The organism is Alkalisalibacterium limincola (genome assembly GCF_008017755.1).
GTDB classification, from domain to species: Bacteria; Pseudomonadota; Gammaproteobacteria; order Xanthomonadales; family Xanthomonadaceae; genus Alkalisalibacterium; species Alkalisalibacterium limincola.
This window is the reverse complement of sequence record NZ_VRTS01000002.1, coordinates 25,365-38,732: the sequence shown is the minus strand read 5'-3', so window position 1 is coordinate 38,732 and position 13,368 is coordinate 25,365. Positions and strand designations below refer to the sequence as shown.

12 protein-coding genes and 1 pseudogene are annotated in these 13,368 nt (G+C 69.3%); 1 reads left to right on the top strand and 12 read right to left on the bottom strand.

All coding sequences use genetic code 11. From position 1 onward, the window contains the following. Nucleotides 1-98 precede the first annotated feature (98 nt). The 9 genes from ubiE to lptM form a co-directional block, all read right to left on the bottom strand. Nucleotides 99-890, bottom strand: coding sequence for a bifunctional demethylmenaquinone methyltransferase/2-methoxy-6-polyprenyl-1,4-benzoquinol methylase UbiE (gene ubiE, locus FU658_RS03150; protein ID WP_147890770.1), 792 nt, complete (start codon nucleotides 888-890; stop codon nucleotides 99-101). Between the two features lie 34 nt (nucleotides 891-924). Next, nucleotides 925-1,284, bottom strand: a complete 360-nt coding sequence (locus FU658_RS03145) for a gamma-butyrobetaine hydroxylase family protein (protein ID WP_147890769.1) — start codon at nucleotides 1,282-1,284, stop codon at nucleotides 925-927. A gap of 2 nt (nucleotides 1,285-1,286) precedes the next feature. Further along, nucleotides 1,287-1,754 (bottom strand): nuclear transport factor 2 family protein, encoded by a 468-nt coding sequence (locus FU658_RS03140; protein ID WP_147890768.1) that lies wholly within the window; start codon nucleotides 1,752-1,754, stop codon nucleotides 1,287-1,289. Between the two features lie 23 nt (nucleotides 1,755-1,777). Further along, nucleotides 1,778-3,130: an ATP-dependent protease ATPase subunit HslU gene (hslU, locus tag FU658_RS03135; RefSeq protein WP_147891068.1), complete on the bottom strand. Its 1,353-nt coding sequence runs from the start codon at nucleotides 3,128-3,130 to the stop codon at nucleotides 1,778-1,780. 5 nt (nucleotides 3,131-3,135) lie between these two features. Next, a complete protein-coding gene (hslV, locus tag FU658_RS03130; RefSeq protein WP_147890767.1) occupies nucleotides 3,136-3,675 on the bottom strand; it encodes an ATP-dependent protease subunit HslV in 540 nt (179 codons plus the stop codon). A gap of 139 nt (nucleotides 3,676-3,814) precedes the next feature. Beyond that, the gene (gene xerC, locus FU658_RS03125; RefSeq protein ID WP_147890766.1) at nucleotides 3,815-4,723 is read right to left on the bottom strand and encodes a tyrosine recombinase XerC; all 909 of its coding nucleotides are present in this window, start codon (nucleotides 4,721-4,723) and stop codon (nucleotides 3,815-3,817) included. Between the two features lie 8 nt (nucleotides 4,724-4,731). Continuing rightward, on the bottom strand, nucleotides 4,732-5,418 hold the full coding sequence (locus FU658_RS03120; protein WP_147890765.1) for a DUF484 family protein: 687 nt from the start codon (nucleotides 5,416-5,418) through the stop codon (nucleotides 4,732-4,734). Further along, on the bottom strand, nucleotides 5,415-6,263 hold the full coding sequence (dapF, locus tag FU658_RS03115) for a diaminopimelate epimerase (protein WP_147890764.1): 849 nt from the start codon (nucleotides 6,261-6,263) through the stop codon (nucleotides 5,415-5,417). The genes FU658_RS03120 and dapF overlap by 4 nt, the downstream gene beginning before the upstream one ends. After that, a complete protein-coding gene (gene lptM, locus FU658_RS03110) occupies nucleotides 6,263-6,466 on the bottom strand; it encodes an LPS translocon maturation chaperone LptM (RefSeq protein WP_147890763.1) in 204 nt (67 codons plus the stop codon). Before lptM ends, dapF begins: the two co-directional genes overlap by 1 nt. Nucleotides 6,467-6,505: 39 nt before the next feature. On the opposite strand from lptM, the gene FU658_RS03105 reads away from it, so the two are divergent. Then, entirely contained in the window at nucleotides 6,506-7,153 is a 648-nt protein-coding gene (locus tag FU658_RS03105; protein ID WP_147890762.1) for a hypothetical protein, read from the top strand. 33 nt (nucleotides 7,154-7,186) lie between these two features. Here FU658_RS03105 and FU658_RS03100 read toward each other — a convergent pair whose 3' ends face one another. The 3 genes and pseudogenes from FU658_RS03100 to FU658_RS03090 all read right to left on the bottom strand — a co-directional run bounded on the left by FU658_RS03100 (nucleotide 7,187) and on the right by FU658_RS03090 (nucleotide 13,287). Further along, complete coding sequence (locus FU658_RS03100) at nucleotides 7,187-8,764, bottom strand: tetratricopeptide repeat protein (RefSeq protein WP_187265879.1); 1,578 nt, start codon at nucleotides 8,762-8,764, stop codon at nucleotides 7,187-7,189. A 119-nt stretch (nucleotides 8,765-8,883) separates the two neighbouring features. Further along, a complete protein-coding gene (locus FU658_RS03095) occupies nucleotides 8,884-10,953 on the bottom strand; it encodes a S9 family peptidase (RefSeq protein ID WP_255505420.1) in 2,070 nt (689 codons plus the stop codon). A gap of 185 nt (nucleotides 10,954-11,138) precedes the next feature. Continuing rightward, a pseudogene (locus FU658_RS03090) lies at nucleotides 11,139-13,287 on the bottom strand (prolyl oligopeptidase family serine peptidase). Nucleotides 13,288-13,368 lie beyond the last annotated feature (81 nt).

The following is a 13,368-nucleotide window of genomic DNA, read 5'->3' as shown; positions in this document are numbered from 1 at the left end:
GCCGGAGCGGTCCCGACCGCGCTCAGTCCGCTCGTGCGGCCCGCAGCTGCACGGCCCCGGGCTGCGTGCCGACCGGGGACGCCGCCCCGGCTCCGGGCTCAGATCCGGTAGCCGCTGTGGATCGCGCAGATGCCGGCGGACAGGTTGCGGTAACTGCAGCGCGCGAAACCCGCCGCCTCCATCATCGCCTTGAGCTCGTCCTGCGGCGGATGCTTGCGGATCGACTCGGCGAGGTACTGGTAGCTCTCGGCGTCGTTGGCGAACAGCTTGCCCAGGCGGGGCAGCACGCTGAAGCTGTGGAAGTCGTAAAGCGGACGCAGCACGTCGGACTTCACTTCCGAGAATTCCAGGACCAGGGCACGCCCGCCCACCTTGAGCACGCGATGCATCTCGCCGAGCGCCGCCTGCTTGTCGGTGACGTTGCGAAGCCCGAACGCGATCGTGACCAGGTCGAAGCTGGCGTCGGGAAACGGCAAGGCCTCGGCATTGAGCTGCACGTAGCGCAGTCCGGCGACGCGGCCGCGGTCGGTCAGGCGGTCGCGCCCCACGCGCAGCATGCCCGCGTTGATGTCGCCCAGAACCACCTCGCCGTCGCTGCCGACGCGCTCGTGCATCAGCGCGGCGATGTCGCCGGTGCCGCCGGCCAGGTCGAGCACGCGGTCGCCGCGCCTGACCCCGGAGGTGCCGACGAAATAGCGCTTCCAGACCCGATGGATGCCGAAGCTCATCAAGTCGTTCATCAGGTCGTACTTCCCCGCCACCGAGGAGAACACCTGGTCGACCAGCTTCTTTTTCTCGCCGACCGGCACGTCGCGGAAGCCGAAGTGGGTGGTCGGGTCGCGGCGCTCGGCGTCCGGGCCGGGCCCGGGATGCTTTTCGGTGTCGTTCATGGCGGGGATTATCGCAGGAGGTGCGCTGCCGTGCTCAGCGCTCGCGCGACAGGCCGCGCGCCTGCAGGCCCGCCAGGTAGTCCGCCCAGCGCTGCTCGTGCTGCGTGCCCAGCTCGTGCAGCGTCGTCCAGCTGAAGATGCCGCTGTCGTGCCCGTCGTCGAAGACAAGCTTCACGCCGTACTGGCCCACCGGTTCGATCGCGTTGATGTTGACGTCGCGCTTGCCGGCCACCAGCACCTTCTGTCCGGGGCCGTGGCCCTGCACTTCCGCACTGGGCGACTCCACGCGCAGGTACTCGCAGGGCAGCTCGAAGCGGCTGCCGTCGTCGAAGGCCACCTCCAGCCGGTGCGAGGCGCGGTGCAGCGTGATGTCGGTGGGCCGCGGCGTGGCCATGCTCACTCGCCGCCCGTCGCCGGGCCATCGGCCGGGCCCTGGGCCGGGAAGTACCACACTGCCCGGATGAGCCCCTCGTCGTTGACGTGGTAGACGCTGGTGGCCGACTGCTTGCGCTCGTCGCCTTCCGGGGTGCTCCAGTGCATCGTCTCGATGGTCGTGGCGTAGCTGCCGTCGACCAGCACCTCGCCGATTTCCGAACGTGCACCGGGCGTGGCGCCGTAGTAGGCGTGCAACCAGCTTTCCAGGTCGGTGCGGCCATCGACCTCCACCTCGACGCGGTCGCCCTTGACCATCATCCAGCGGAAGTCCTCGGTGGTGGAGGCCAGGATCGAATCGACGTCCTGGGCGTTGCTGGCCTGGATCAGGCCGCGCACGCGCTCGGCCACCTCGTCGGGGTTGCTGGCCTCGGTCGGGCCGGCCAGCACCAGCAGGCCAAGCAGGGTCGGGAAGATCGTGCGGATTTTCATGTGTGTCGGGCTCGCCCTTGCGGTCAGAGGATGTAGCGGCTCAGGTCGACGTCCTTTACCAGGTCGCCGAGGTGTTTTTCGACGTAGGCGGCATCGACGCTCACGGTATCGCCGTCGCGGTCCGGCGCGGCGTAGCTGAGCTCGTCGAGCAGCCGCTCCAGCACCGTGTGCAGGCGGCGGGCACCGATGTTCTCCTGGCGCTCGTTGACCTCGAAGGCGATCTCCGCCAACCGCTCGATCGCGTCGTCGGTCCATTCCAGCCTCACGCCTTCGGTACCCAGCAGCGCCTGGTACTGCTTGGACAACGAGCAGTGCGGCTCGGTCAGGATGCGCACGAAGTCCTTCTGCCCCAGCGCCGAGAGCTCGACGCGGATCGGGAAGCGGCCCTGCAGCTCCGGGATCAGGTCCGAGGGCTTGGCGACGTGGAATGCGCCCGAGGCGATGAACAGGATGTGGTCGGTCTTGATCGATCCATGGCGGGTGTTCACGGTGGAACCCTCCACCAGCGGCAGCAGGTCGCGCTGCACGCCTTCGCGGCTGACGTCCGCACCCACGCCTTCGCTGCGCTTGGCGACCTTGTCGATCTCGTCGATGAACACGATGCCGTTCTGCTCGCAGGCCTCCACGGCCTGCTGGCGGATCTCGTCCTCGTTGACCAGCTTGCCGGCCTCCTCCTCGATCAGCTGCGGGCGCGCGACCTTGATGCTCAGCTTGCGCTTCTGCGTCTTGCCGCCGGCCAGGCCCTGGAACATCTGCTTGAGCTGGGCGCCCATGTCCTCCATGCCCGGCGGCGCCATGATGTCCACGCCACCCATGCTCATCTGCAGGTCGAGCTCGATCTCGCGCTCGTCCAGCGCACCCTCGCGCAGCTGCCGACGCAGCTTTTGCCGGGTCGAGGAGTCCGAGGGGTCGGGCTGCGCGGCCGGGTCGTCGGGATCACCCAGGTTCATGCCCATCGGCGCGGCCTGGCGACGCGGCAGCAGCGCATCCAGGATCCTGTCCTCGGCGCGCTCCTCGGCGCGGGTGCGCACGCGCTGCTTGGCCTGCTCGCGGAACATCTTCACCGCGGTGTCGGCCAGGTCGCGGATGATCTGTTCCACGTCCTTGCCGACGTAGCCAACCTCGGTGAAGCGCGTCGCCTCGACCTTGACGAACGGCGCATTGGCCAGCGTCGCCAGCCGGCGGGCGATCTCGGTCTTGCCGACGCCGGTGGGGCCGATCATCAGGATGTTCTTCGGGGTCACTTCGTTGCGCATCGTCTCGTCGAGCTGCATGCGCCGCCAGCGGTTGCGCAGCGCGATCGCCACGGCGCGCTTGGCATCGGACTGGCCGACGATGTGGCGGTCGAGCTCCTGGACGATCTCGCGCGGGGTCATGTTGCTCACTCGAGCGCCTCCACGGTGATGTTGTTGTTGGTGTAGATGCAGATGTCGCCGGCCACCTTGAGCGCCTCCTCGGCCACCTGGCGCGCGTCGAGCTCGGTGTGCGCCATCAGCGCACGGGCCGCGGAGAGCGCGAACGGCCCGCCGGAGCCGATCGCGATGAGGCCGTCCTCGGGCTCGATGATGTCGCCGTTGCCGGAGATGATCAGCGAGGTGTCCTTGTCGGCCACCGCCAGCAGCGCCTCGAGCTTGCCGAGGCGGCGGTTGGTGCGCCAGTCCTTGGCCAGTTCGACCGCGGCGCGCACCAGCTGGTTGTTGTGCTTGGACAGCTGCGCCTCGAACAGCTCGAACAGCGTGAACGCGTCGGCCGCGGCACCCGCGAAGCCGGCCAGCACCCGGCCGTCGGCCAGGCGCCGCACCTTGCGCGCATTGCCCTTCATGACGGTGTTGCCCAGCGTCACCTGGCCGTCGCCGGCGACGACGACCCGGCCGTTGCGGCGCACGCTGATGATGGTGGTGGCATGGAAGGTGTCGGACATGCGGCGGCTCGCTTCGGGACGAACCCACTTTCTGGGGGCATTGCGCGCCCGGGACAAGGGCCGGCCCCGGCGGCCACGGCCGGCATTGCAACGGGATTCACCCGGCCGGCGAGGCGGGCGGCTGCCGGACCGGGTCGCCTCAGTCGTCCTTGCGGCGCTTCGCCCGCGGGTGGGCGTCGTCGTACACCCGGGCCAGGTGCTGGAAGTCGAGGTGGGTGTAGACCTGGGTCGTGGCGATGTCGGCGTGGCCCAGCAGCTCCTGCACGCCGCGCAGGTCGCCGGAGGACTCCAGCATGTGGCTGGCGAAGCTGTGCCGCAGCAGGTGCGGGTGCACGCGTTTGAACACGCCCTGGCGCTGCGCCAGAAGCTTCATGCGCTGCTGCACCGTGCGCGGGGCGATCGGCCGCCCGCCCCGGCCGGGGAACACCGGATCGGGGTTGCGACCGCCCGATTCGGCCCGCCAGGCCGCCAGGGCCTCGCGCGCATGGCGTCCCACCGGGACAAGGCGGGTCTTGCCGCCCTTGCCCAGCACACGCACCAGGCCATCGGCCAGGTCCAGAGCATCCCAGCGCAGCGTGCACAGCTCCGACAGGCGCAGGCCGGAGGAATAGAACAGTTCCAGCATCGCGCGGTCACGCAAACCCAGCGGCGTGGCGGTGTCGACCTCGACCAGTTGCGCGGTCTCGTCGGCGTCCAGGACCTGCGGCAGCTTGCGCGGCGATTTCGGGGCCTTCAGGCCGGTGGTCGGGTCGGCCTTGATGCGTCCGTGCCGCAGCAGATGGCCGAACAGTCCGCGGCAGGCGGAAAGCCGTCGCTGCAGGCTTCGCCCGGCCAGGCCCCGACGATAGCCATCGGCGATGAAACGGCGCAGGTGTTCGCTGTCGAGCGCTTCAAGGCGCTCCACGCCGGCCTGCGCCATCCACGCCGCCAACGCTTCGAGATCCAGCCGGTACGCGGCAAGCGTGTTGGCCGCCAGCCGGCGCTCGACGGCGAGGTGCTGCAACCAGGCTTCCACCGACGGTGCCAGGCCTGCGCTGTCTGCGCCCATGCCGCCGCCTATTCGTCCGCGCCGAAGCGGCCCATCGCAACGACCAGCGCCTCGGACATCAGCCGCAGGAACAGCGTGCCCATCCCCGGGTAGAAGCGCGAGCCGTCACGGCTGCCCACGGCCAGCATGCCGATCGGGTCCAGCGGCAGCAGTGCCACGGAACCGACGTCGGACTGCGCGTCGCCGAACAGCAGGTCCATCTTTTCCGGCTGCAGGCGGCCGCACAGCGCCTCACCCGTGGCCAGGAACGGCGCGAACGGCGACAGCGCCGCCGCATCGCGGGCAATCGTGATCAGCCAGTCGGCATCTGCCTCCAGGCCCGGCACCGGTGCGTAGAGCACCACGCGCACCAGTTCCCCGTCGAAGTCCTCGCGCAGGCTGGCCACCATCGCGCGCAGCGTGTCGGCGGCGCTGCGCTGGCGCATCAGCGTCAGGGTCAGGCGGTGCGTGCGCTGGACCAGGCGCTCGTTCTCCTCGGCGTTGGCGAACAGCTCATGCAGGCGGCGGTTGAGCTCGCGGTTCTTGTCGCGCAGCACGTCGAGCTGGTAGCTGGCCAGCGAGGTGGCCTGGCCGGAATCACGCGGCACCACCAGCGACTGCGCCAGGTCGGAGAACTGCTCCAGGAAACGCGGGTGACGGCGCAGCCAGGCGGCCACCTGGTCGGCGTCGATGCCCTCTCGCGGATCGGCACTCATGCGATGAACTCTCCTTCGAAAACAAATTCGGCCGGTCCGGCCATCATCACCTCGGCCGCATCATCCGGCCAGTCGATCACCAGTTCGCCCCCGGGCAGGCGCACGCGCACGCCCCGACGGTCGATACGCCCCAGTCGCGCCAGCGCCACGACCGCGGCACAGGCCCCGCTGCCGCACGCCAGCGTCTCGCCGGCGCCGCGCTCGTGCACGCGCAACGCGACCGCATCGCGCGCCAGCACCTGGGCGAACCCCACGTTGACGCCCTGCGGGAAACAGGCCTGCGCCTGCAGCCACGGGCCCAGCTGCGCCACCGGCGCCGACACGATGCTGTCCACTTCGATGACCGCATGCGGATTGCCCATCGACACCGCCGAGAACGTCACCATCCCCCCCGGGCCTTCCAGCTGCCAGGTCGGACCCGTGCCGGGCAAGGCAAGGGGGATCGCGGCGGCATCGAATCGTGGCCGGCCCATGCCGAGGCGGAACCCACCCTCGGCCAGGGCCTCGACGCGGATCGGCCCGGCCGGGGAATCGAGCTCGAACTGCTGCGACCTGGCCGCTCCGTCGCGCACCAGCCAGGCCGCCACGCAGCGTGCGCCATTGCCGCACTGCCCCGCCACGGAGCCGTCGGCGTTCCAGATAAGGTAGCCGGCCAGGGCTTCGGGGCGTTTCGGGTCGGTGATCGCGATGAGCTGGTCGCAGCCCACCCCGAAATAGCGATCGGCCAGGCGCCGGCGCAGCGCGGCGTCGGGGGCCTCGCGGCCACCTCGCAGGTCGAGCATGACGAAGTCGTTGCCGGCGCCATGCATCTTGGCAAAGCGCAGCGGCGGTACGACGCCCGGCATCACGTGCCCCGGCGGGCGCCGGAGGCGTCGTCGGGAGCGTCGTCCTCGATGAACTCGTCCTCGTCGAGGGGCTCGTCCACCTGCCTCGGCTGGTCGGCGGGCACCGGCGATGGCGGCATGACCAGCGGGCCCTTGTTGCCACACGCGGCGAGGGCCAGCACGAGGAGGAGCGGAAGCAGGTATCGCAGGGGGGCCGTCTTCATCGCGCCAGTATACTGGCGCGAACCGCACCGGAGTGCCTGATGTCGCCACTATGGATCCTCGGTATTCCAGCCCTGCTGTGCGCGGCGCTGGCCATTGCGCTGCTGCGCAAGCCACGCCGCCCCAGGGCACGCGCCCTGCGCATGCTGGCGGGCCTGGTCATGGTGGTGCTGGCGCTGTCGCTGGGCCTGCTGGCACTGAGCCTGGTCCAGTTCAAGCGCATGGCCGAGGACGTGCCGGTGGCCTTGATCCTCGTCACCGAGCAAGCCCCACGGCAGTTCGCGGTGCACTTGCTGGCCGACGGCATCGACCGCAACTACACGCTGCACGGTGACCAGTGGCAGCTCGATGCCCAGGTGGTGCGCTGGCAGTTGCCCGCGCTGCTCGCCGGCGCACCCCCGGTGTACCGGCTCGAACGCCTCTCCGGCCGCTACGCCACCACGGCCGATGAACTTGGCAGTCCGCGCAGTGCCCACGCCCTCGCCGACAGCCCGTTGCCGGGCCTGGCCGAACTGCGCCAGCGCTATCCACGCTGGCTGCCGTTCGTCGACGCCCGCTGGGGCAGCGGTGCCTACATGCCGATGATCGATGGGGCGCGCTACGAGGTGGTGTTCAATCCGCGCGGCGGCCTGGTGGCCCGACCCGCCGACCCCGCCTCCGAGCGGCTGCTGCGCGAGGCGGGCTGGTAGCGCTCCGACAGGCCGACGTCCGCCAGCACCGCCTCAGCCCTCGGGCGGGCCTTCGATACGCCGGCGCCCCCACTCGGCGCGCATGTCGGCCATCGTCGCGTGTGCGGCCATCAGGCGCTCGTTGCCCGGATCCCGCGGTGCGCGCTCGACGAACTGGTTCGCCGCCTCCTCGAATCCGTCGCGATCGAGGTCGTAGAGCAATTCGGCCAGCGTGAACCAGTACCGCGCATCCTGCGGCGCGAGCCGGTTCAGGCGCCGGAGGACCAGCACGGCGGCGTCCACCCGTTCCTGCGACATCTCCAGCTCCCAGAGCCGCTCCAGGGACCGGCGCCGCGAGTCGGGAAAGAAGCGGTAGGCGTCCTCATAGGCATCGCGCGCTTCGTCGTGGCGTTCCAGTGCGAACAGGGCCTGGCCGCGGTAGAAGTGGTTCCAGCTTCCGGTGGGCACCTTGGCGACATGGAGGTCCCAGTCGCGCAGGGACCAGGCGTACCGTCCCAGCCGCTGCAGGTCGACCCCGCGCTCGTACAGATCGTGCTGGCGCCTGTCCTCGTCCGTCTCGCGGAGCAGTGCCATGCTGAGGAATGCCACGGATTCGCGATAGCGTTCCGTCCGGCGCGCAGTCGATGCGAACGCATCGGCGATGCTGCGGTTCGTGGAGGCCAAGGCCTCGGGCCGCAGGAGCGGGTAGCGGGCGTCCGCCAGATCCGGTTCCCTGCGCACGTCACCCGAAGACACCAGGGCGAGCACCTCCGGGTCACGGGCCAGCCTCGCCAGCATGGGATTGCGTGCGACCCGGCTGCGGGCCTCCGCGGCCACCCCGGCCAGCGCCTCGACCGAGCCGCCCCACCTGGGTTCGGCGCCGTCGTAGATCTCGCTCCAGACCTGGAACGAATCCGGTGCCACCCGCAGGCAGTGCGCGAGGGCACGCTCCCGCACGTCCGGCCGGCTGTCGACCCGCCCCACCTGGGCCTTCAACGCGCAGGCCTGCACCAGCCCCTCGTCGAGTTCCAGCGCCCGGGTCGCATGGGCGAGCGCCGTGTCCATGAACCGGCGCATCTCACGGAACTGCTGTCGCGAGGTTTGCTGGGCGAAGGCAGTGCCGCGCGCGCGCCATGCGCGCTCGAGCGCCGCATTGGCCCCTGCCATGCGTGCGTACACGCTGTCGGGAGCCAGCCGGGCCCAGCGTTCCCCGGCACTTATCGCGTCGAGCCGACGGAACAGCTTCAGGGCGGCGCGCAGCGTCAGGGACCCGTCCGGGTGGGCTTCGTCCTGCGCCTGGTACCCACGGAACAGCGCGTCGAGGGTCTCGAGCTCTCCGGCGTCGAGCATGCGATAGATGTCGTCCACCTGCACGACCTGGCGCGGCGCCAGGTCGAAGCGGCAACTGTCGTTCCACAGGCCTTCCGGCCAATGGGTCTCCGGCGGTGCGGGCATGGCCAGGCAGCGCTCCAGCGGGTCCTGGATCGCCTCGATGCGCTCGAGCGCATCCAGATGGCGTTCCCAGTCCTGCTCGCTCCCGCTGGTGGCCATCGCCACGCTGCCCAACTGGAGCAACAACCCGCACACACCCGCGGCCAACGGCCGCACGCCGACACCCCAAGCCTTGCGCATCCCCACAGCCCCCTGTCTGCCCGCGGGGGAGCGTAGCCGATTTGCACTACGGTGCGCTTGCCGGGGAAAAAGAAAGGCCGCCAGCAGGCGGCCCTTCAAGTCGGCATGTGTGCAGGCCTCTATTCGCGCACGCCCAGCTGGTCGAGCATGAACGCGTAGCTCTCCGCCCATTCGCGGTAGCGCTGGAAGCGGCCCGAGCGCCCGCCGTGGCCGGCCTCCATCTGGGTGCGGAACACCAGCAGGTTGTCGTCGGTCTTGTGCGCACGAAGGCGCGCGACGTACTTCGCCGGCTCCCAGTACTGCACCTGCGAATCCCACAGGCCGGTGCCGACGAAGGTGGCCGGATAGTCCTTGGCCTCGATGTTGTCGTAGGGCGAATACGACAGCATGTACTCGTAGAACTGCGGGTCCTTCGGATTGCCCCACTCGTCGAACTCGTTGGTGGTCAGCGGGATCGACTCGTCCAGCATCGTCGTCACCACGTCGACGAACGGCACCAGCGAGATCATCACCCGGTAGTCCTGGGGCGCCATGTTCGCCACCGCGCCCATCAGCAGGCCGCCGGCACTGCCGCCCAGCGCCGCCACGCGGTCGGGCGCGGCGTAGCCCTCGGCCACGAGGAAGCGGGTGACGTCGATGAAGTCGGTGAAGGTGTTGACCTTGTTGAGCAGCTTGCCGTCCTCGTACCAGTGCCGACCCATCTCCTGGCCGCCACGGATGTGCGCGATCGAATAGACCATGCCGCGGTCGAGCAGGCTGATGATGTTGGAGTTGAACGCCGGGTCGGAACTGCTGCCGTAGGAGCCGTAGGCGTACTGCAGCATCGCCGCGCTGCCGTCCTTCTCGAAGCCCTGGCGGTAGACGACCGACACCGGGATTCGGGTGCCGTCACGGGCCTGCGCCCACAGCCGCTCGGTCACGTAGTCGTTCTTGTCGAAACCGCCCAGCACCTCCTGCTCCTTGAGCATGCGGCGCTCGCCGGTGGCGATGTTGAGCTCGTAGGTCGTCGCCGGCGTGGTCAGCGAGGTGTAGGTGTAGCGCAGCCAGTCGGTGTTGGGCTGGGCGTTGGTGGACAGCGCCATCGTGTAGGCCGACTCGTCGGCACTGACGTAATTCGGCTCGCCCTCGCGCGGCAGCAGGCGCACCCGGGTCAGCCCGCCGGAGCGCTCGCCGATCGCCATGAAGTCGTCGAACAACTCGACGCGGCTGATGAACACGTCCTCGTCGTGGGCCACCAGGTCGCGCCACTTCGACCGGTCGCCGACCTGGTCGTCGGCCACCTGCATGATGCGAAAGTTGGGCGCGTCCCAGTTGGTGCGGATCACCCAGCGGCCGGCCAGGTGGTCGGCGGAGTACTCGAAGTCGCGCTCGCGCGGGGCCATCACCGTGAAGTCGGTCGGTTCCGCAGCCGGGGCGCAGCGCTGCTCGCTCGACACGGTCGAGCGCACGAAGATGCACACGTACTGCTCCGAGCGGGTGAGGCCCACGCCCATGTAGAAGCTGTCGTCGGTCTCCTCGTAGACCAGCGCGTCCTCGGACTGGTCGGCACCGATGACGTGGCGGCGCACGCGCTTGGTCAACAACGTCACCGGATCGTTCTCGACCCAGAAGAAGCTCTGGCCGTCACCGGCCCAGGCGATCGAGGCCGACGCCCCGCGCACCTCGACCGGCAGCATCTCGCCGGTCTCGAGGTTCTTCACGCGGATCGTGTACTGGCGGCGGCCGACGTCGTCCTCGGCGAAGGCCAGCAACTTCTGGTCGGGGCTCAGCTCCCAGTTCGCCACCTGGTAGAAGGCCTTGTCGCCGGCCAGCTCGTTGATGTCGAGCATCACTTCTTCCGGCGCATCCATGTCGCCCTTGCGGCGGGCATGGATCGGGTACTCCTGGCCGGTCTCGAAGCGGGTGTAGTACCAGTAGTCCTTGTACTGGAACGGCACGCTGGAGTCGTCCTGCTTGATGCGCCCCACCAGCTCCTGGAACAGGTGCTCCTCGAACTCCGCCAGCGGTGCCATGACCGCGTCGGCATAGGCGTTCTCGGCATTGAGGTAGGCCAGCATGTCCGGGTCTTCGCGGGTGTCGTCGCGCAGCCAGTAGTACTCGTCGTTGCGCACCGCGCCGTGCGGTGCCTCGACCTGGTAGTCGCGCTTCTGGGCCACAGGCGGTGCCGGCAGGTCGGCCACCGCGGCCAGGCGCGACTCGACGCGTTGCGTCGACGGCGCGGACTGCGCGCGCTCGCGGGGGTGCCGGTGGTGTCGGAACACGCGGTCATGGCAAGGCTGGCGGCCAGGGCCAGGAACAGGAGAGGTCGTCGGGGAAGCATGGTCGCTCCAGCATGAAAATTGAAGGAAGCCGGCGCCGTTGGCGCGGCCGGAACTCATTCCGCGGTGTCGCCGAACAGGCGCTCGTGCAGGAAGCTGTACGCCAGCGCCTGCATGTAGGCCGCCTGGCGGTTGTTCGCGGCGCCGCCGTGCCCACCCTCGATGTTCTCGTAGTAGGTCACGTCGTGGCCCTGGGCCTCCATGCGCGCCATCATCTTGCGCGCATGCCCCGGGTGCACCGGTCGTCGCGGGTGGACGTGGTGAACAGCGTGGCCGGGTAGTCCGCGTCCTCGCGCAGGTTCTGGTACGGCGAGAAGGTCTGGATGAACTCCCACTGCTCCGGGATGTCCGGATTGCCGTACTCGGCCATCCACGACGCACCGGCCAGCAGGCGGTGGTAGCGCTTCATGTCCAGCAGCGGCACCTGGATCACCGCCGCGCCGAACAGCTGCGGCCAGTGGGTGATCATGTTGCCGATCAGCAGGCCGCCGTTGGAGCCGCCCTGGATGCCCAGGCGCGCCGGCTTCGTGACGCCACGCGCGATCAGGTCCTCGGCCACCGCGGCGAAGTCCTCGTAGGCCCGCATGCGGTTCTCCTGCAGCGCCGCCTGGTGCCAGCGCGGGCCATACTCGCCACCGCCACGGATGTTCGCCACCACGTAGACGCCACCCTGGCTGGTCCAGCGCGGCCGGCGGACGCGTTGTAGCCCGGCGTCAGCGAGATCTCGAAGCCGCCGTAGGCATAAAGCAGGGTCGGGTTGTCGCCGTCGAGGTCGAGGTCCTCGCGCGCGACCATGAAGTACGGCACGCGGGTGCCGTCCTTGCTGGTCGCGAAATGCTGGCTGATCGCCAGGCCCTGCGCATCGTAGAACGCCGGCAGCTGGCGCAGCGGCTCCGGATCGCTGCCCACTTCACCGATATAGAGCGTGGTGGGCGTGACGTAGTCCGTGACGGTCAGGAAGTAGGCGTTGGACGCGTCGGCATCGATCGCGCTGATGCTGACCGTGCCGATCCCCGGCGCGCCCTGCAGCGGCTCGCGGCTCCAGCCGTCCTCGCCCGGCGTGAGGATGTAGATGCGGTTCTTCACGTCCTCCAGCACGTTGATGTAGAGATGGTCCTTGAGCGCGCCGAAGCTTGCCAGCGAGGTAGTACTGGTGGGCTCGAAAAGCACCTGGAACTCCCGTCCACCGGCCATGAACGCATCGAGGTCGGCCAGCAGCAGCGAACCGGCGGCGTAGGTGCGGCCACCAACTTCCCAGGGCTGGCGCAGCTCGAAGTACACGTGTTCGCGGAACACACCCTTGTTGGCGCTGTTGGGCGCGTCGATGCGCTCGAGCGCGCCGTCGTCGCCGCGCACGTATAGCTCGTCGTTGTAGAAGGCCAGCGTGCGCGAGACAAAATCGCGCTCAAAGCCCGGCGTGTGGTCGTGGTAGCCGGCGATGTACATGTCGTCGGCCCGGCCCTCGAACACGATCTCGGCCTCGGACATCGGCGTGCCGCGCACCCACTGGCGCACCGTGCGCGGGTAGCCAGCCTCGGTCATCGAGCCGTCGCCGAAGTCGGTGTAGACGTAGACATTGTCGGCGTTGATCCACTGCAGGCCACCCTTGGCCTCCGGCCGCTGGAAGCCGCCTTCGACGAAACTGCGCGAGGGCAGGTCGAACTCGCGCGTCACCGTCGCATCCGCGCCACCGCGCGAGAGGTTCACCAGGCAACGCTCGTAGGCCGGACGCAGACACGAGTTGCCGGCCCAGACCCAGTTCTCTTCCTCGGCGGCGGCCAGCGCGTCGAGGTCCAGCACCGTCTCCCATCGCGGGCTGGGCTTGCGGTATTCCTCCAGCGTCGTGCGCCGCCAGACACCGCGCTCGTTGTTCCGGTCACGCCAGAAGTTGTAGTAGTACTCGCCCCGCTTCTCCACGTATGGGATGCGGTCGTCGGAGTCGAGGATCGCCAGCAGGTCGTCGCGCAGCTGGATGAAGCGCGGTTGGGCCTCGAAATGCGACTGCGAGATGGCGTTGCGCTCGCGCACCCAGTCCAGCGCACGCGCGCCCTCTACGTCCTCGAGCCACAGATGGGGGTCTTCGGTTTCACTCACGTCTGAGATCCTGTTCTCCTGGGCCCTGCTTTCCTGGGCGTGGGCCACGTGGGCCATGGGGGCGGCGGCGAACAGGCCGGCCAGCATCCATGCGATCGGGGTCTTCGACATCGGGTTCTCCAGGTGGCGGATCGGCTGCCGGGCCGCACAGCCCCCGGAAACTACCATGCCCGGGCCTGCCCCAGCCCGTGA